The sequence below is a fragment of the Brevundimonas sp. genome (assembly GCF_013912065.1).
GTDB lineage: Bacteria > Pseudomonadota > Alphaproteobacteria > Caulobacterales > Caulobacteraceae > Brevundimonas.
In genome coordinates this window covers 234,018-251,836 of the sequence record NZ_JACESA010000002.1, presented here as the reverse complement: position 1 = coordinate 251,836, position 17,819 = coordinate 234,018, and the positions used below count along the sequence as shown (strand labels likewise).

Here is a 17,819-nt window from a genome sequence, read left to right as displayed (position 1 = left end):
TCGGTGCAAGGCCACAAGCCGCGCCTGGCGCACGGCGCTGGCTTCCATCAATTGCCGCCATAGAGCCTCGACCAAGTCCGGCGACAGGTCGACCGTCTCGGCCAGCTGACGGACATGATCGATCACCGCCGCGATACGGGCGGGATCGCGCACCGTCCCGGGCGACTTGAACGCGGCCATGGCGTCGGCGATCTTCAGGCGCAGGGCCAGCAGGATCACCAGGCGACGGTCGATCCGGTCAAGGATTGCGCGCACGCCGGGCGGGTCAAGCCCGGCCGTTCCCGGATCAGCGGGTCCCGGCGACACCGGCGAGACCGTGCAGATAGCCGCTGACGAAGGCGACGGAGGGGTTCAATTCCTGCAGTCGCTGGAGGAGCCCATCGGGATCGCACAGGCCGTCGGCATAGGCGCGAAACGCCCGCGCGACGGCCGGCATATCGCCGGAATGGGGCGACAGGCGCAACGCTCCGACGCCGGCGGCACGCAGGGCGGGGACCGGCGCATCGACGCATTGCATCGCCCAAGACAGGGTCTGCACGCCGTTGACCGCGAGGAAGGGCTGGCCCTCCAGGGTCCTCAGATCCATCCCGTCGGGATCGCGATCACAGACAAACTGGCAGGCGTCCTTGTGCAGGCCGTGGCTGCGCGCGTGGTAGCAGCGCCCTGACAGGGCGAGCGGCAGCCGACCGAAGGCGAACAGCTCGATCTCGACCTGTGGCTGCGCCGCCGAAAGATGCGAAATCGCCTCCAGCGAAAGCTCCACATTGGGACACAGGCGCACACAGCCGCGTCGCGCCAGCGCCCCAAGCGCCCCCTCGTTGTAGATGTTCAACAAAGGTCCGGCGACGAAGGGGTCGCGCCGCTCCGACAGACCGGAGACGTCGTTGACCTCAATGAGGTCCGGCATGGCGGCGAGCGCCGCCAGTCCCTTGCGATCCCGGATCGTCGCCGGCAGGGCCAGGCCCGACCAGACGATGTCCTTGCCTGCGGCGCTCAAGGTCTCCGCCGCCGCCGCGAGCGCATATTGGGTCAGGGGCGAACGTTTGCCGCAGACCACCTCGCCCAGATAGACCCGGTCGATCGACGGCTCGTCGGCCACCTCGGCATAGAAGGCTTCAATCCGATCCGGCGCCCAGTGAAACAGCAAGGGCCCCAGCGCGATCCGCATAGCCGTCATCTCCACAGCTTTCTATAGGCGCCGGCCGTCTCCCGCCCGCCTTCGGCGAGATCCGTCAGCAGAGGGGCGAAGGCCTGGGGATCGGCGCCCGAATCCAGGGCGTCGATCGCTTGGCGAAAGGCCCCGGCCACACGGGCGACATAGGCCTTGCCCCTCTGGCGGCCCTCGATCTTCACGGCCGTGACCCCCGCCGCCTTCAATCCGGCGAGAAGGCTCATGGCGTTCAGACTGACGGGGTCTTCGAACAGATAGGAGCGCAGGCCGCGCGCCTCGAACCGTCCCTTGCACAGGGTGGGATATCCGGCCTTCTCGCCCGGGGCGTACTGGTCCAGGGCGAAGCCCGCCAGTCTCGAAACCAGGCCTTCGTCCTCTTCGGTATAGGACACCGCCTCGGGCGGCGAGCAGACGCCGCACAGATTGGGGGAGCGACGGGCGGCGTAAGACGACAGGGCGCAGCGCCCTTCAGCCATCACGCACAGGCCGCCGAACACGAAGGCTTCGGTTTCGGCTTCTGTCTCGCGAACGAGAGCGGCGACTTCCTGAACGCTCAGGACGCGCGGCAAGACGATGCGGCGGACGCCATAGGCCTGGGCGTAAAACCGGACCGCTTCAGGGGATCCGGCCGCGGCCTGAACAGACAGGTGCAGTCGCAAATCCGGCCATCGCTCCCGCGCATAGGCCAAAAGCCCCAGATCGGCGAGGATCACTGCATCGGCGCCCGAGGTCGCGGCGGCGTCGACGGAGGCGCGCCACCGGGCGCTTTGTCCCGCCCGCGCAAAGGTGTTGACCGCCACGAGGAGTTTTCGCCCGCGCGCGTGGGCCCAAGTCGCAGCCTGGCCCAGTTCCTCGGGCGAGAAATTCAGTCCGGGGAAATTGCGGGCGTTGGTTTCGTCACGCAGCCCGCAATAGACGCTGTCAGCGCCGGCCTCGACGGCCGCTTTCAACATCGCCGGCGAACCGGCGGGACAGACGAGTTCGATGGACCCCATCATGATGTCCTTCGCGCCTGACCCCAAGAGAGCGCCCCGCGCGCCGCCGCATCGGCGACGCCGCGCAGCCAGGCGGGCGCGCCGAGCAGATCCGACGGCGACAGCGCAGCCGCCTCCAGGGTGTTGTGCAGAGAGACCACGGTCTCCGTGTCGCCCGAAACGCGGATCTCGCGCGAGAAGAAGGCCGCATCGGCGTCAAGCCCGCCGTCCAGAACCCCCAGCAACAGCACGAGCGGCCCGCTGATCCGGGCCGCGCTGGGGCGATCATCGTCCCGGCGCGCCACGCGAACAGGACGCTCGGCGTCCGGGGTCAGTCGAAACAGGACCGGCAGGTCCGTGGGCGCCAGGACGACGGTCGCGGACGCGGCCGTCCCGAGGCGTTCGAACACATCCGGTCGTCGCTGCCGAAGACGGCGAATGGCCGTTCCGAGCACCGCCTCGGGGATCGCGCGCAGGGCCATCAGAGCCGCTTCCGCCGCCGCGCTTTCGACAATCCGTTTCAGGCGCGGGCTCATTTCATCTCCCGCAGCACCGCCTGCAGGACGTCCGCGACCGTCTGGCGCTGGACCGCATCAGGCGCCTCGAACAGAGCGCTGTTCGCACTGTGCTCGAAACATTCCACCGAACTCAGCCAGCAACGTCCCTGGGTGGCGTCGTGAAGAATCTCCTGAGCGGCGTCGTGGACATGCTGCGCCAGCCGCTCGCAACTGGTGCTGGGCACGGTGCGCAGGTCCGCCAGCCCGGCCGCAGCGAGCGATTCGAATACGTCGCGAGCCGGGTCGTCGACCGCCACCAGAAGGGTGTGATCGAACATCTTGTGCAGCCAACGCCGGATCTTGCCGAAACCGCCGTCGCCGAAATCGACGACCCAGCCGCGCCGATCGAGTTGCTCGGCGGCAAAGACGAACCGAAACCCCAGCGCATAGCCGTGCAGCAGTTGGCAATCGGTTCCGGCGTCCCATTGACGATAGGCGCACGACAGGCCGCGCTCGGGGCCATAGGTCTTGGTGGAATAGAAGGGCATGGGGCGTCCTGCGTCGCGGATGCCCCGGCTCCTAACCCAGCCGGGTCTGATCGGGCTGAACCGGTCTCAATCGCCGTCCTGCCCGGCGTCATTTCGGGGCTTGATCCGCCTCAATCCTTGCGGCCGCCGTCGCCGATAGGCTGTCCCGGCCACGGGAGCCGCCATGCAAGACAGATTCGAGTTTCTGATCCTGGGCGGGGGCCTTGCGGGTTTGGCCGTCGCCGCCGCCCTGGCGCCGCACCGCCGGCTCTGCCTGGTCGAGCGCGAGGCCTGGCTCTGTCGCCACGCCAGCGGCCGGGCGGCCGCCATGTTCATCCCCACCTATGGCGGCCCCGTCGTCTCGAGGCTGGCGCGCGCGTCTCGGGGCCTTCTGGCTCCTGATCTGCTGGAGCCGCGCGCGGCCCTCCATCTGGCGTCCGAAGAGACGGATCTCGCCGCCGTCCAGCAATGGGGACGGGGACGACGGATCGACGCCGCCGAGATCGCGAAGCTCGCGCCCGGCCTCCGGGCAGGGACGACCACCCTGGGCTTCCTGGAGACGGACGCCGGCCTGATCGACCTGGCCGGCCTGGTCGATCGCTTGCGCCGGGCCGTCTTGCGGCACGGCCCGATCGTCACCGGCTTCGAGTCCGAGACGATCGAACGGCGTCAGGGCTGTTGGCGGCTTCGATCGGCGGAGCGGACCCTTGCCGGCGCGGTCCTGGTCAACGCCGCTGGCCCCTGGGCCGACGAGATGGCGCGTCTCGCCGGGGTCCAGCCCCTGGGGCTGCAGTCGTACCGGCGGACCCTGATCGAAGCCGCGCCCCCGCCTGCCGTGGAAGTGCGGACCTGGCCGATCCTCAAACAGGCGAACGGACAGGGCTATCTGCGTCCTGCCGGGGACGCCGTCTGGGCGAGCGCCTGCGAGGAGACGCCGTCCCCGCCCTGCGACGCCCAGTCCGATCCCCTCTCCGTCGCTCTGGCCAGCGAAAGCCTGAACGATCTGACCGGGCGGACCGAGTGGACGCCGACGGCGCACTGGGCGGGTCTGAGGAGCTTCGCGGCGGATCGCGATCCGGTGGCGGGCTGGGCGACCGATGCGGCGGATTATTTCTGGATCGCGGGCTTGGGCGGGTCCGGGGTCCAGAGCGCGCCCGCGCTCGGTCAGGCGGCCGCCGCGATGCTGGGCGGCGCCCCCTGGCCAGAGGCGCTCGTCGCCGAGGATTTGACCGCCGCCCTCCTGTCTCCGCAAAGGCTCCGACGCGCCCCTATCGGGGATCAGTGACTGTGAGGGCCGTGCGGCTCTCGCCCGTCGAACACCTCGGGCGACGCCGGACCTTCGGCTTGGATGACCGCCAGGGCGCCGAGATCGACCCGGGTCAGGGCGTGGTCGACCAGGGCGTAGTCTCCGGGTACCTGGAAGGTGAACTCGACGACGGTCGCGCCGCCAGGCGGCACGCTGACGGTTTGGACATTGTGCAAGGGGGCGTCCGTCAAGGCGGCGTTGGGATAGACGCGATCCATGATCTCGCCGATCAGATGCAGGCTGGCGGTCTTGTTGGGACCGCCGACCCCGAAATAGAGGCGGGCGGTGTCGCCCACCCGCACCCGCATGCGACGCTCGCCCGTCAGGCCGCGCACCGCGCCGTTCATCACATAATGCGACGGCCGCTCCTCCAGAAGCCGATCCAGATCCTCGATCAGACGGCCCTCGCCGTCCGCCTCGGCGTAGATTTCGCCCTGCATGACATAGAATTCATGATCGACCGGCGGCAGTCCGCCTTCGGGCTCCACCAGGATCAGGCCGTACATGCCGTTGGCGATGTGCTGGGCCGCCATCGCCTCGGCGCAATGATAGACATAGAGGCCCGGCGCCAGGGCCTTGAAGCGGAAGCTGGCGCTCTCGCCGGGATAGACCCGCGTGACCCCGCCCCCGCCTCCCGGCCCGGTCACGGCGTGCAGATCGATATTGTGCATCATCTGACTGTCGGCGGCGTTGGCGAGGGTCAGTTCGATCCTGTCGCCGACGCGCACCCTTAAAAAGGGGCCGGGCGTACGACCGTTGAAGGTCCAATAGCGATAGGTCTGTCCGTCCGACAGCGCGCCGTCACGCTCAATCGCCTCCAACCGCACCTGATGCGTCCGCGGGGATTTGGCCGTGAGCGGGGCCGGCAGGTCGTCGGCGCGACGGACGATGTCCGCGGCGGGCGTCTGGGCTGCGGCCTGCCCCGCCGCTAGGGCGACGAGCGCGGCCAGTCGAGCCAGGGAATGAGGGCGCATGGGGTCTCCTTTGTCAGGAATTTAGGCCCGCCCGACCGCGAGCGCCTTGACCCCTCGCGCTCAATGGCTTGACGCCCCTCAAGCCCCGGCGTCGTCAAACCGCCGGCGCATGGCGTTGCGGCGGCTCGCCCGCCGCGTCGAACGCCGCCGCGACGGTGCGAACCAGCCGCCGCGCCGCGTCCGGGATCCAGACGCGCCGCCCGTCGATCCGGCACAAGCCCGCGTCCGCCGCCTCCCGAAGCCGGTCCAGACAGGCGTCGAGGTGATCGGAAGACTGCCCGTGGTTCTGGGAAATCTGATCGACATCCGCCGACAGCCCGGTCATCAGGGCTTCGATCACCGCCCCCCGAAGCCGATCCTCGGATGTCAGGGGCAGGATCCGTGCGACCGGCAGCCGGCCATCGGAGATCGCCTGCCGCCAGACCCGCGCATCCGCGGCGTTTTGCACCAGTCCCGTCGGCCACTGACCGATGGCCGACGGCCCCAGCGGCACGAGCACCCGCGCGGGATCGTCGGTATAGCCTTGGAAATTGCGCCGCAGCCCGCCCTGCGCCAGGGCGCGCGACAGACGATCGTCGGGACGCGCGTAGTGGTCCAGACCGATCGCCTCGTAACCGGCCGAGACCAGTCGGTCGTGGGCCGCCCCGGCTTGGGCCCAACGTCCGGCGGCGTCGGCGAGTTCGGTCTCGGCGATCATGCTCTGGTGCTTCTTCAACCAGGGCACATGCGCATAGCCGAAGACGGCGAGTCGGTCGGGCGCGAGCCCCGCCGCCAGGTCCGCCGTCTCGGCCACATTGTCCGGCGTCTGACCGGGCAGGCCATACATCAGATCGAAATTGACGCCCGCGATCCCTGCGCGCCGCAATTCCTCGACGGCCTCAGCCACCTGAGCATAGGGCTGCGGTCGATTGACCCGCGCCTGGACCGCCGGGTCGAAGGTCTGAACCCCAAGGCTTACCCGCGTGACCCCGGCTTGCGCGAGGCCCGCGATGAAACCGATCTCCAGTCGGGCCGGGTCGAGTTCGACCGCCACCTCCGCGTCGGGCGCGAAGCGGAAGATCGACCTCAGCCGGTCCACGACGGCGACGAAATCCGCAGGCCGCAGGATGTTGGGGCTGCCGCCGCCGAAATGCAGATGGCGCACGACCCCGCGCCGCACCCCGGGCCGTTCGGCCCAGAGCGCGATCTCCCGCAACAACTGGGCCTGGAAGGCCGCCACCCGCTCATAGTCCGAGACAATGCTGGTGTGGCAGCCGCAGTACCAGCACAGTCGATCGCAGAAGGGGATGTGGACATAGACCGAGAGGCTCTCCCCCTCATCCGCGATCAACCAGGTCTCGACCTCTTCGAGCGTCCCGGGCCGCAGAGCGACGGCGGTGGGATAGCTGGTGTAGCGTGGCAGGGTCCGACGGGCATGCGTCATCCAGGCCTGAGGCAGGGAGGTCGGCATCGCGATCCCCCGCCTCAGGCAACCGTCCAATGCGGTTGAAGCGGAACATGCGCAGGACCCGGCCGCACGGCCTTGACCGGTCCGCCGGCCAGTTCATCGGCGAAGCCATGGTTGACGTCACGGTGATGCGCCTCGTCGGCGCGCACCACCAGGACCACGTCACGCAGCGTTGCGGACGCGGGCAGACCCCAGTAGTCGCGGGCGATCTTTGGCGCAGGGACGTTCTCGCTACGCCCTTCGTCGATCTCAGCAAGATAATGGGTGTAGCTGATCACCGCCTCTTCTTCGAAATAGCCGACGACCCGATGGGCGGTGCGGGGCGAGACCAGATAGAGGCCGAAGAAGAAGAGATAGAACAGCCATTGCACGGCCATGACGATGAAACGTTCGAACAGGGTCGGCTGGCACACCTCGATGAAGGTCATCAGGTGCATGCGCTCGTTTTCTGCCTCGTCCATCAGGGTGCGGATCCAGCCGCGGTCGTCGCTCATGCGCCGCAGGGCTTTCAGGTGGGTCAGGGTGGCTCCGACCATGCCGGGCACGGCCGCCACCGTCTCCAGCACCACGGCCCGGTGGCCGTAACGCTTGGCGAAGAAGGTGTCCGCGCAGAAGCGGAGCGACTTCACAAAACCCCAGGCGATGCGATCAGACACCGAACGCGGCGCATGATGGACGTCGATATCACTCAGAAGGTCAGTCATATTCATCAGCTTTCTCGTTTCAGGTCTTCACAGACCGGATTAGGAACAAAGGGCTTCAAGCCGGTCGCGGCGGACCAGCCGGACGTGCCGACTGGAGCGCGCCGAGATCAGGCCGGAGCCTTCCATTTGGGTCAGGGTGCGCGAGACGGTGTGGATCGCCAGACCCAGGAAGTCCGCCATGTCCTGGCGGCTCATCGGCAAGATCATGTCGTCGAGCGATCCGACTCGTCGGGCGTAGGCGAGAAGAAAGGCGGCGACCCGTTCGGTGGCGCTTTGGCGAGCGAGAATGGCGGCGTGATCCTGACTGCGTTGGCAGACCCTCACCGAGGCCGCCCACAGGGCGCCGGTCAGGCGGACATCGGTCGCCGCCAAGGCCGAAAGACGCCGACGCCGCATCCCGGCTACGACGGCCGGCGTGATGGCTTGCACAGCGGTCGTATAGTCCACGCCCGCCTCAAGCCCGAGAAATTCGCCAGGCAGATGGAAGTCCACGACTTGGCGACGACCGTCCCGCAGCAGGCGATAGCTCATCAAGACGCCCGCCTCCACGCGATAGGCGTAGTCGGCGGCCGCGCCGGCGAGAAACAGGTCGTCGCCCAGATCGACGGTGGTGCGAAGAGCCTGACTGTCGGCGAAGGCGGCGTTGAGCGGGCACATGGCTTCGGGCTCTGGCGTCGGGAGCGGACGCTCGAGCGGCTCGGGGGTCATCGCGAGAAGGGCTGCGGACATGGCGACCTCGGGTTTATTCAACGCCGTGACGCTACGGGGGACAGGCCGATTTCGGTACTCGGGTGTGTCGCCTAGGGGAAAGACCCGAGTTGCCGTCTCGGATCAACCCAGTCTCGCCAGCGCCTCGATCATGCGTCGTCGGGCCAGCCCTGGAAGGCGCGCCACACCGGCTTCAAACCCGGAGCGGCTGGCGCGGACATCGCCAACGGCGATCAGAGCCACCATGCCCATGCCGAAATGAGGCGCGCACTTGACGCCGTAGAGGCCGGGTCGTTCGAGACGAAGGTCGAACACCGCCCCCATGGCGCCGCGCGTCGGCGGCGTTCCCGTCGGCGCAAGCCCGACGATGACCTCCGCATTATGTCCGGGATCGGTCGGCACGAAGCGAACGAGATCTCCGATTTCGGCGCGCAGAAAGGCCGGGTCGAACACCATGGCTCCGCCCGGCCCGCGGTTCAGCATCTGAACGCGGTGGACGCGCGCGGCGGACGCGCCGCCGAGCCCCCATCCCGCCGCCGCCGTCAGCAGCGCCCGTCGCGTGGTCATCGAAATCTCCCGTCGCAGGCGGCGGCCCGGTCCCGTCCGCAGCCGGTCTCTTAGCAACCGGCGCCCTTGGCGCCTTTGCGCGCGCGCAAAGGACAAGGCTCCCTCCTCCCCCCGGATGGTTCTTCGTCGGCGGACGTGCCAGACTCGCCTGAACAGGCGGATGGAGGCCGATGAAAACCAGCCGAATCAGCGCGCCGCTCTTTTGGGCCGAACGGGTGCGACCGCACCGGCATCTGGTCGGCGCCGCGATCGCTCTGGGCGGAGTGGGCCTGGCCTATGCCGCGCGGTGGGCGATGGCGCCCATGCTGGGCGAGCGGATCGCTTTTCTCTTCTTCGTCCCTGCCGTCGCGGCCGCCGCCGCCGTGGGCGGATTCGGCGCCGGCGCCCTCGCCGCCTTGCTCGGCGCCGCCGGGGGTTTGCTGATCACCTGGCAGGCTGGGCCAAGGACCGGCGGCGACATCGCCACCGCCCTGGTCTTTCTGGCTGTCGGAATCGGCTTGAGCGTGGGCGGGGAACTTCTTCACCGGGGCCGCCGCGGCGTCGTCGCGGCCAACGCTCACCTACGCGCGCGCGAGGCGCATCTGCAGTCCATCCTGGACACGGTCCCTGACGCCATGGTCGTGATCAGCGAAAGGGGCGTCATAAGGTCCTTCAGCCCGGCGGCCGAGCGGATGTTCGGCTGGACGGCCAGCGAGGTCGTCGGGGAGAATGTCAAACGGCTGATGCCCGAGCCCTACAAGGCGCAACACGACGATTATCTCGAGCGCTATCGGCGGACAGGCGAAAGACGGATTATCGGCCAGGGTCGGGTCGTGGTCGGTCAAAGGCGCGATGGGGCGACCTTTCCCCTCGAACTGGCGGTCGGCGAGATGCAGTCCGGCGAGGAACGCTACTTCACCGGCTTTATTCGCGACCTGACGGACCGCCAGGCCACGGAGACCCGGCTACAGGAGTTGCAGACCGAGCTGATCCATATCTCGCGCTTGACCGCCATGGGCGAAATGGCCTCGGCCCTCGCCCACGAACTGAACCAGCCCCTGACCGCCATGGCCAACTATCTCAACGGCTCGGCGCGTCTGCTCGATCGTGAGGAACTGCCGCGCGAGGTGCTCAAGGACGCGCTTCGCAAGGCCGGAGCCCAGGCCTTGCGCGCGGGCGACATCATTCGCCGGCTGCGCGACTTCGTCGCGCGCGGCGAGGTGGAACGCCGCGTCGAAAGCCTGCCCAAGCTGATCGAGGAGGCCGGCGCCCTGGCGCTGGTCGGCGCCAAAGAGCATGGCGTGCGCGTCACGCTCGATTTCCCGCCCGACGTCGATCTGGTGTTGGCGGATCGTGTCCAGATCCAGCAGGTCGTGCTCAATCTGATCCGCAACGCCATCGAGGCCATGGAAGACCAGCCCCGGCGGGATCTGACCATATCGCTCACGCGATGCGCCGACGAGGCCTGCGTCACCGTCGCCGATACGGGATCGGGACTGGACCCGTCGGTGGCGGATATGCTTTTCCAGCCCTTTGTGACCACCAAGCGAACGGGAATGGGCGTGGGTCTGTCGATCTGCCGAACCATCGTCGAAGCGCATGGCGGACGCATCTGGGCGACCCCGCGTCCGGAGGGCGGCGCGCAGTTCGCCTTTACCTTGAAGACCGCAGATGAAGACGACACCGATGGCGACGATGATCCAGGCTGACACGACAGTGCACGTGGTCGATGACGATGCGGCCCTGCGCGACTCCCTCGCCTTTCTGATCTCGACGAACGACCTGGAGCCGCGGCTTTACGCCTCACCGCTCGAACTGCTGGAGGCGGCGCGCCGCGAACCCCTGTCGGGCTGCATCCTCACTGATGTGCGCATGCCCGAGATGAGCGGTATCGATCTGGCGCGGCGTCTGCGCGCGAGCGGCGCGACCACTCCGATCGTGGTGATGACGGGACACGCCGACCTGGCCTTGGCCGTGGAGGCGATGCGCGCCGGCGTCCAGGACTTCATCGAAAAGCCGTTCGACGACGCCGTCTTGATCGAGGCGCTCCAGCGCGCGCTCGCGGAACCCGACGGCGCCCGCACCGCCGCACGGGACCCTCTCGTCGCCGAGCGCCTCGCTTCGCTGTCCCAACGCGAGCTAGAGGTTCTGGAGGGGCTCGTCGCCGGCCATGCCAACAAGGTGATCGCCTATGATCTCGGCATCAGTCCGCGCACCGTCGAGGTCTACCGGGCCAATGTGATGACCAAGATGCAGGTGCGCAGCCTGTCCGAGCTGGTTCGCGTCACGGTTCTGACGCGAGGCGGCTGAGGCCGCAGGCGTCCCTGACGGCCTCGAGCAGGGCGCCTCCGATGAGGGGCTTCTCAAGCAGGACCGCGCCGACGCGGGCGGCGTCTTCGCAGACCCCGCGGCGCGGGTGGGTGGTGATCAGTATGGCGCCGCCGGCGAGCGACGCGGCTCTCAGTCGATTCAGAAGCGCCAGCCCGTCCAGACCCGGCAGATGATAGTCGAGGACGAGGCAGCGCGCCGCCCGCAATCCCGCCCCCTCCCCGACGCGATCTTCCACGGCCTCGAGCAGCGCCTCGGCGCTGCCATATCGTCGGACCCTGAAGCCTTCGGTTTCGAGCGCAAAGGCGACGGATTGCGCCACCGCAGGGTCGTCATCGACCAGAAGGACGAGGGGCGCGACCATCATGCCGCCTCAGCGCAAGCGCAGCCGCCGCTCGGCCTTTCGAACGCCCAGCAATCGCGCAGAGCGCGCGTAACGACCCGGCAGCTCGCCTGAAGACGAAGCCAGTCTGCGGGTGCGGAGGCGGACGCCGAGAGTTGCTCCAGGGCGCGCTCGACCGCCCCCAGAGCTCGAGCGCGGCGAAGGATCTCAGCGCGACGCCGCGTCTGAGAGGCCGGGGCCTGATCCTGTGCGAACCGCCCAGTCTCGCGCGCCTGACAAAGGTCCAGGCCGTCCTGCAATTCGGCGAGTAGATCGCCCAGCCCATGGGGCCAGTTGTCGTCGGCCGCATGAACCGGCTCCAGCCGATCCGCCAGGCGAACGGCTTGGGACAGGGCCCACGCGGCCGCGCGGATCCCGGTCTTTCCCGTCTTCTCCGCTCGTGGGGCCATGGCCATCCGGTCCGCCGCAACATCTCGTGCGCGTCAGAATGACCGGTCTCGGCGTCGCCCGCCTTGCCTTTGCGCAAATCGGACGCCTTTGAACACCGACGGGCGGAGTCTTCACCCCTTTGAAGGCGATTTGATCGGGATCAATCGGAAATCTCGTCCGACGTGATCCTGTGGGTCATGTCCATTCGTCAGACAGACCTTGACCGCATCCGCACCCTGCCCCTGTTCGCGGACATGACCCCGAGCGTCTTCCGCGACGCCACGGCCGGGGCTTTTCTGCAACGGTTTCCCGCCGGCACCACTCTGCTGATGGAGGGCGATCCGGTCGACTTTCTATATGTCTTGCTGGACGGCGCTGTGGAGCTCCAGGGGAGTTGGAAAGAGAAAGAGGCGGTTCTCGCCGTTCTGCGCCCCGTCTCGACCTTTATTCTGGCGGCCGTGATGCTCGAGGCGCCGGCCTTGATGTCCGCACGGACCCTGGAGCGGTCGGAGGTGCTGATGCTGTCCGGCGAGGCGTTGCGCCGGACCACGCGGCAAGACCCCGCCTTCGGTTTCGCCGTAGTGCAGGAATTGGCCGGCTGCTACCGCGGCGTGGTGCGTATGGTGAAGGCTCACAAGCTGCGCGGCTGCCTGGAACGCGTGGCCAACTATCTTCTGGCGCAAAGCGCCCGGCAGGGCGACCCTCATCATATCGTCTTGCCGTATGGGAAACGCGTCCTGGCCTCTCTCCTCGGCATGACGCCCGAGAATCTGTCGCGCGCCTTCGCCCAACTGGCGGACTACGGGGTTCAGGTGCGAGGCCCGGAAATTCACCTGGCGCGCCCTCGCGCGCTCGAGCGCCTGGCCCGCCCCTCGCCGCTCATCGACAACCACGTCAAGGCCGGCCCGCTTCCGATCGGACGGGCGGGGACCGAAAGCCTGACCACGACGCCCGGCGCGCCTCCGCCGCCCGCCCCCTCCGGCGTCTCCGCCGCGCCGCGCACGGCCTGAGTTCAGGCCGAACGATCCACCGGTCAAGCCGCGGCGCCTCACCTCAAGCGCGGTCCTAGCAACATCGGCCCGTAGACAAGGGCGTAGCCGAGCAAAGACGCCGCCCAAAGGCCGCCCGCGACGATCAGGGCCGCGCCATAGACCTCCGGCCACAGCCCGCCCGCCACCCGCACCACGGCGGCGAGATTGGCGAGCCCATACAAGACCACCGTGGCCCGGTCCGCCTCCAGCGGCCGTCCCGTATGGCCGCGCGTGGCCCGGGTCATCACCGCCAGGATCATCACCCCCATGGCCCCGGTCGTCAGGGCGTGGACGCCCGCCGAAGGCGCAAAGCTCGCCCCCATGGCGGCCAGCCCCAGCAGGACCAGGCCGACGGCGAGCCAGGCGTAGCCGAGGTGCAGAATCCAGACCAGCGGCTCGCCGACGGTGCGCCAGCCGCACCACCGGGCCAGCCGCACGCCGTTCAAGAGCCCCGCCAAGGCCAGGACCACTCCGACCGCCGGATGGTCGGCCCGCCACACCCAGGCGACGAGAGCCGTCAGGGTAAACGCCATGACCCCCAGATCGAACCGCGAGGCAGGGGCGGGCAGCCGCCCTCTTCCCTGGCGCGCCAGCCAATTGCGGGTGAAGTTCGGCGTCACACGGCCGCCGATCAGGACCAGAAGCATGACGATCAGGCCTAGACCGGCGCGCACCACGGCGTCCAGACCGCCGGCCTCTCCTGACCTGAGGTGGAAGGCCAGATTGGCGGCGGCCAGTCCGGTTACGGCCAGGGCGACGCCGAGATTGCGCCAGTTGCGCGCCGCCAGGACGTCGCGCCAGACGACCAGGCTCAGCCCTGTCAGATAGAGGCCGTCGAGGATCAGCAGGGTGAAGGCGTCGGCTCCGGGGGTCGACAGGGCCAGACGTCCGACGGCCCAGAGCCCGAACAACACCGCCAGCGGCGTTCCCGCGAGTGGCGCGCGACCGGTCCAGTTCGGCACGGCGGTCAGAAGAAAACCACCGATGACGGCGCCGACATAGCCGAACAGCATCTCGTGGATATGCCAGTCCATCCCCGCGCGACCGGCGATCCGTCCGTCGCCATGCGCCAGAACATAGACCCAGAGCGGCGCCGCCATCGCTCCCCACAGGGCGCCGAACAGGAAGAAGGGCCGAAGCCCTAAGCTGAACAGGACGGGCGTTGAAAGAGCGCGAAGGGGGCGATCGGTGGTCATGACGGAACTCCTTGCTCTCCCTTCTGGCGCCGCCCGGCGACGGGCGCCTTGCCTTGGCGCAAACTCCTGTTCTCTGATCGATGTTTCGGCGCGTCACAGCGCCCGTCGTGCGCGGTCGCCGTCCTCGTCTTGATGGCGATCAATCCCGGGAACGACATCTGAATTCGGCTTATCGGTCGGCGCCGCGCGGCCCGATGCCGCACCGCGCCGCATTGACCCGGGCCTAAGAAAAAACCCAACATGTAGTCATTCACCAGGAACGACATACCATATGTTGACCGCCACCCGCCCAGCCGCCCCATCCATCGACGTCGTTCAGACGGTTCGCGAATATGTGGACCGGCAGGACTGGCGGGTGAACGCGAACGCCAACCAGGGCTATTCCCTGGGGGGTCTGATTCTGAATGTCTCCGGCAAGGTGATCGCCAACTACTGGCTGTCCCACCTCTATCCGCCCGCCGTCGGCGCCGCCCACCGCGAGGGCGACCTGCACATCCACGATCTGGACATGCTGAGCGGCTATTGCGCGGGCTGGTCGCTCAGAACCCTGCTCACAGAAGGCTTGAACGGGGTGGCCAACAAGATCGAGTCGGCGCCGCCTCGCCACCTGTCCAGCGCAGTCGGTCAGGTCGTCAACTTCCTGGGCGCCCTGCAGAACGAATGGGCGGGCGCCCAGGCCTTCAGCTCGTTCGACACCTATATGGCGCCGTTCGTCCGCAAAGACGCCATGCCCTATGAAGCGGTGCGTCAGTGTCTTCAGGAGATGGTGTTCAATCTCAATGTGCCCTCCCGGTGGGGCACGCAGACGCCCTTCACCAATCTGACCTTCGACTGGACCTGCCCTGATGATCTGAAGGCGCAGATTCCAATGATCGGGGGTGACGCCATGCCCTTCGCCTATGGCGACCTCCAGCCGGAGATGGACATGATCAACCGCGCCTTCATCGAGGTCATGAGCGAAGGCGACGCCCTGGGCCGCGCCTTCACCTTCCCCATCCCGACCTACAACATCACGCCGGACTTTCCCTGGGATCACGAGAACGCGGAACGGCTATTCGCCATGACGGCCAAATACGGCCTGCCCTATTTTCAGAATTTCCTGAACTCCGATCTCAAGCCGCACATGGTCCGGTCCATGTGCTGCCGGCTTCAGCTCGACCTGACGGAACTGCTCAAGCGCGGCAACGGTCTGTTCGGGAGCGCCGAACAGACCGGGTCGCTCGGGGTCGTCACCATCAACTGCGCCCGGCTCGGCTACAGGCGCAAGGGCGACGAGGCCGCGCTTCTGGCTGATCTCGACCGGCTGCTGGACCTGGGCCGCGACAGTCTGGAGATCAAGCGCACGGAGATCCAGCGCCTGATGGACGACGGCCTGTTTCCCTACACGCGGCGTTATCTGGGCACGCTGCGAAACCACTTCTCCACCCTGGGGGTGAACGGGATCAACGAGATGATCCGAAACTTCACCGACGACGAGGAGGACGTCACCACCCCGGCGGGCCACGCCCTGGCCGAGCGGCTTTTGGATCATGTGCGCGCCCGGATCCTCGCCTTCCAGGACGAGACCGGCCACATGTACAATCTGGAAGCCACGCCGGCCGAAGGCGCCACCTATCGTTTCGCCAAGGAAGACCGGAGTCGTTGGCCCGACATCCTCCAGGCCGGAACGCCCGAAAACCCCTATTACACCAACTCGAGCCAGCTTCCGGTCGGCTACACCGACGACCCGTTCGAGGCTCTGGATCGCCAACAGATCCTGCAGTCCAAATACACCGGCGGCACGGTGCTCCATCTGTATATGGGCGCGCGCCTTTCCAGCGCCGAGGCCTGTCGCAAACTCGTCCAGCGCGCCCTGGCCAATTTCCGCCTGCCTTACATCACCGTCACCCCGACCTATTCCATCTGCCCCACGCACGGCTACCTCGCCGGCGAGCACCCGTTCTGCCCCAAATGCGACGAAGTGATCTTGGCCCGTCGCGCCCGCGCGGCCGCCTGACACTGTCCCCTTCGAAACCCAGGAGCTTATCATGTCTCAGAACCGTCCCGCCTCAGCTGCGGACCGTATTCCCCAGAGCGAGCGTCAACCCTGCGAAGTGTGGACGCGGGTGATGGGCTATCACCGCCCCGTTTCGTCGTTCAATCTCGGCAAGAAGGGCGAGTTCCGCGAGCGTCTCTATTTCAGCGAACGGGCCGCCGGTCTTGAGTGAGCTGCTCGTCGGCGGGTTCGAGCCTCTGTCGGTCTGCGACTGGCCCGGTCAGTTGGCGGCGACCGTCTTTTGCCAGGGGTGTCCCTGGCGCTGCGGCTACTGCCACAATCCCCACCTCCTGCCCGTCAGGGGCGCCGCCCTTCTGTCCTGGCCGACGACGCTCGATTTTCTGCATCGTCGGCGCGGCCTGCTGGACGCCGTCGTCTTCAGCGGCGGCGAACCCACATTGCAGAAGGGCTTGATCGATGCCGTCGTCCAGGTTCGATCCCTGGGCTTCCGCATCGGCCTGCACACCGGCGGCGCCTATCCGTCGCGGTTGGCGCGGGTTCTGCCGCTGGTGGATTGGGTGGGTTTCGACGTCAAGACCGCCTTCGACGACTATGACGACCTGACCCGCGCCCGCGGCAGCGGCCGTCGCGCCCGCGCCAGCCTGCGGCTGCTGTTGGATAGTGGAAAACCCCACGATCTGCGCACCACGATCCACCCTCGGCTGCATCCGGCGTCGCGTCTCGACCGTCTGCACGAGGACCTGGAACAGGAAGGCGCCGGCCCGTCGCGGCTTCAGGCTTTTCGGTCCACAGGTTGTCTGGACTCCGGGCTGCAGGTGACGGATGAGGAGATGGAATGGGGCCCGGCCTGACCCGTACGGGCCGGACCGAGCCCGATCCCGGACTTCGATCAGGAGCCTGTCGTGGATTGGATTGAGTTCATCGCCGCCCTGGCGGCGTTCTTCATCGCGCACTGGGCCCCGCTTCGACCGGGGCTTCGGGCGCCTCTGAAGCGGATGCTAGGACAGACGGGGTTCACTTGGATCTATTCGGTTCTGTCTCTGGGCCTTCTGGCCTGGTTGATTATGGCGACGAACCGGGCGCCGCGCCTGATGATCTGGCCCTGGGCCCCCTGGCAGAACCTCTTGGTCCTCGGGGCGATGGCCGCGGCGGTTCTGATCCTCGCCTTGACGCTCGGACGGCCCAATCCCTTCTCCTTCGGAGGCGGAGGCGGCCCAGCGCCTTTCGACCCGACCCGCCCCGGCCTGACCCGGTGGATCCGCCACCCCATCCTGACGGCCCTGGCCTTGTGGGCCCTGGCCCATCTGGTCGCCAATGGCGATCTGGCCCATGTCGTGCTCTTCGGGCTGCTCGGCGCCATGGCGCTAATCGGCCAGACCATGATTGATCGTCGCGAGGGCGCAAGACGCCTAAACCTGTGGCGCGACATGCGAAGAGCGACCCGGGACACCCCCTTCGTGAGCCTTTTTCGACCCTCGGATCTGTGGCGCGGTCTGGCCGGCCTGGTCTGTTACGGGACCCTGATCCTGCTCCATCCCCGGCTGATCGGCGTCGACCCTCTCGCCGGCCTGTCGGGCTGAGCGTCGCGCGCCCCTGGAGCCGGCGCCGAGGTCCAGACCGACGGCGGGCTTCAGGCGCGACT

19 protein-coding genes and 1 pseudogene are annotated in these 17,819 nt (G+C 67.8%); 8 read left to right on the top strand and 12 right to left on the bottom strand.

The features are described from left to right. Positions 1-36 precede the first annotated feature (36 nt). The 5 genes and pseudogenes from H2037_RS17395 to H2037_RS03065 all read right to left on the bottom strand — a co-directional run. A pseudogene (locus tag H2037_RS17395) lies at positions 37-255 on the bottom strand (chorismate mutase); the annotation flags it as partial. A 31-nt stretch (positions 256-286) separates the two neighbouring features. Next, entirely contained in the window at positions 287-1,168 is an 882-nt protein-coding gene (locus tag H2037_RS03080) for a U32 family peptidase (protein ID WP_292117572.1), read from the bottom strand. Positions 1,169-1,173: 5 nt separating this feature from the next. Continuing rightward, positions 1,174-2,169: a peptidase U32 family protein gene (locus H2037_RS03075; RefSeq protein ID WP_292117570.1), complete on the bottom strand. Its 996-nt coding sequence runs from the start codon at positions 2,167-2,169 to the stop codon at positions 1,174-1,176. Further along, positions 2,166-2,681, bottom strand: a complete 516-nt coding sequence (locus H2037_RS03070; protein WP_166619152.1) for an SCP2 sterol-binding domain-containing protein — start codon at positions 2,679-2,681, stop codon at positions 2,166-2,168. The genes H2037_RS03075 and H2037_RS03070 overlap by 4 nt, the downstream gene beginning before the upstream one ends. Further along, the gene (locus H2037_RS03065) at positions 2,678-3,190 is read right to left on the bottom strand and encodes a 6-carboxytetrahydropterin synthase (protein ID WP_040349654.1); all 513 of its coding nucleotides are present in this window, start codon (positions 3,188-3,190) and stop codon (positions 2,678-2,680) included. The genes H2037_RS03070 and H2037_RS03065 overlap by 4 nt, the downstream gene beginning before the upstream one ends. A gap of 163 nt (positions 3,191-3,353) precedes the next feature. On the opposite strand from H2037_RS03065, the gene H2037_RS03060 reads away from it, so the two are divergent. Then, positions 3,354-4,454: an FAD-binding oxidoreductase gene (locus H2037_RS03060; RefSeq protein WP_292117565.1), complete on the top strand. Its 1,101-nt coding sequence runs from the start codon at positions 3,354-3,356 to the stop codon at positions 4,452-4,454. On the opposite strand, the gene nirK is transcribed toward H2037_RS03060, so the two are convergent. From nirK to H2037_RS03035, 5 genes are all read right to left on the bottom strand, one after another. Next, positions 4,448-5,449: a copper-containing nitrite reductase gene (nirK, locus tag H2037_RS03055; RefSeq protein ID WP_292117563.1), complete on the bottom strand. Its 1,002-nt coding sequence runs from the start codon at positions 5,447-5,449 to the stop codon at positions 4,448-4,450. The two genes, H2037_RS03060 and nirK, sit on opposite strands and share 7 nt — an antisense overlap. Positions 5,450-5,543: 94 nt before the next feature. Continuing rightward, positions 5,544-6,899 (bottom strand): oxygen-independent coproporphyrinogen III oxidase, encoded by a 1,356-nt coding sequence (gene hemN, locus H2037_RS03050; protein WP_154725577.1) that lies wholly within the window; start codon positions 6,897-6,899, stop codon positions 5,544-5,546. Between the two features lie 14 nt (positions 6,900-6,913). Continuing rightward, the gene (locus tag H2037_RS03045; RefSeq protein ID WP_154725596.1) at positions 6,914-7,600 is read right to left on the bottom strand and encodes an alternative oxidase; all 687 of its coding nucleotides are present in this window, start codon (positions 7,598-7,600) and stop codon (positions 6,914-6,916) included. Positions 7,601-7,639: 39 nt separating this feature from the next. Next, positions 7,640-8,329 (bottom strand): helix-turn-helix domain-containing protein, encoded by a 690-nt coding sequence (locus H2037_RS03040; RefSeq protein ID WP_154725576.1) that lies wholly within the window; start codon positions 8,327-8,329, stop codon positions 7,640-7,642. A 102-nt stretch (positions 8,330-8,431) separates the two neighbouring features. After that, positions 8,432-8,875 carry a pseudoazurin gene (locus tag H2037_RS03035; RefSeq protein ID WP_292117559.1) on the bottom strand — a complete coding sequence of 148 codons (444 nt, stop codon included), beginning with the start codon at positions 8,873-8,875 and terminating at the stop codon, positions 8,432-8,434. A gap of 170 nt (positions 8,876-9,045) precedes the next feature. Between H2037_RS03035 and H2037_RS03030 the strand changes: the two genes are divergently transcribed. Both H2037_RS03030 and fixJ read left to right on the top strand, forming a co-directional pair. Further along, positions 9,046-10,563: a PAS domain-containing sensor histidine kinase gene (locus H2037_RS03030; RefSeq protein WP_008258641.1), complete on the top strand. Its 1,518-nt coding sequence runs from the start codon at positions 9,046-9,048 to the stop codon at positions 10,561-10,563. Next, positions 10,526-11,164, top strand: coding sequence for a response regulator FixJ (gene fixJ, locus H2037_RS03025; RefSeq protein ID WP_232216245.1), 639 nt, complete (start codon positions 10,526-10,528; stop codon positions 11,162-11,164). The genes H2037_RS03030 and fixJ overlap by 38 nt, the downstream gene beginning before the upstream one ends. Here the strand turns inward: fixJ and H2037_RS03020 are convergent. Next, on the bottom strand, positions 11,139-11,549 hold the full coding sequence (locus tag H2037_RS03020) for a response regulator (protein ID WP_008262946.1): 411 nt from the start codon (positions 11,547-11,549) through the stop codon (positions 11,139-11,141). The genes fixJ and H2037_RS03020 overlap by 26 nt on opposite strands. Before the next feature lie 587 nt (positions 11,550-12,136). Between H2037_RS03020 and H2037_RS03015 the strand changes: the two genes are divergently transcribed. Continuing rightward, positions 12,137-12,964, top strand: coding sequence for a cyclic nucleotide-binding domain-containing protein (locus H2037_RS03015; RefSeq protein WP_008259927.1), 828 nt, complete (start codon positions 12,137-12,139; stop codon positions 12,962-12,964). Between the two features lie 38 nt (positions 12,965-13,002). On the opposite strand, the gene H2037_RS03010 is transcribed toward H2037_RS03015, so the two are convergent. Beyond that, the gene (locus tag H2037_RS03010; RefSeq protein WP_292117551.1) at positions 13,003-14,181 is read right to left on the bottom strand and encodes an NnrS family protein; all 1,179 of its coding nucleotides are present in this window, start codon (positions 14,179-14,181) and stop codon (positions 13,003-13,005) included. A 271-nt stretch (positions 14,182-14,452) separates the two neighbouring features. Between H2037_RS03010 and H2037_RS03005 the strand changes: the two genes are divergently transcribed. The 4 genes from H2037_RS03005 to H2037_RS02990 are packed head-to-tail and all read left to right on the top strand — an operon-like array spanning position 14,453 to position 17,757. Next, positions 14,453-16,177, top strand: coding sequence for a ribonucleoside triphosphate reductase (locus tag H2037_RS03005; protein ID WP_292117549.1), 1,725 nt, complete (start codon positions 14,453-14,455; stop codon positions 16,175-16,177). Positions 16,178-16,208: 31 nt separating this feature from the next. Then, on the top strand, positions 16,209-16,388 hold the full coding sequence (gene nrdD / locus H2037_RS03000; protein WP_008261541.1) for an anaerobic ribonucleoside-triphosphate reductase: 180 nt from the start codon (positions 16,209-16,211) through the stop codon (positions 16,386-16,388). After that, positions 16,381-17,028 (top strand): anaerobic ribonucleoside-triphosphate reductase activating protein, encoded by a 648-nt coding sequence (locus tag H2037_RS02995; RefSeq protein ID WP_292117544.1) that lies wholly within the window; start codon positions 16,381-16,383, stop codon positions 17,026-17,028. The genes nrdD and H2037_RS02995 overlap by 8 nt, the downstream gene beginning before the upstream one ends. 51 nt (positions 17,029-17,079) lie before the next feature. Beyond that, on the top strand, positions 17,080-17,757 hold the full coding sequence (locus tag H2037_RS02990) for an NnrU family protein (RefSeq protein ID WP_292117541.1): 678 nt from the start codon (positions 17,080-17,082) through the stop codon (positions 17,755-17,757). Positions 17,758-17,819 lie beyond the last annotated feature (62 nt).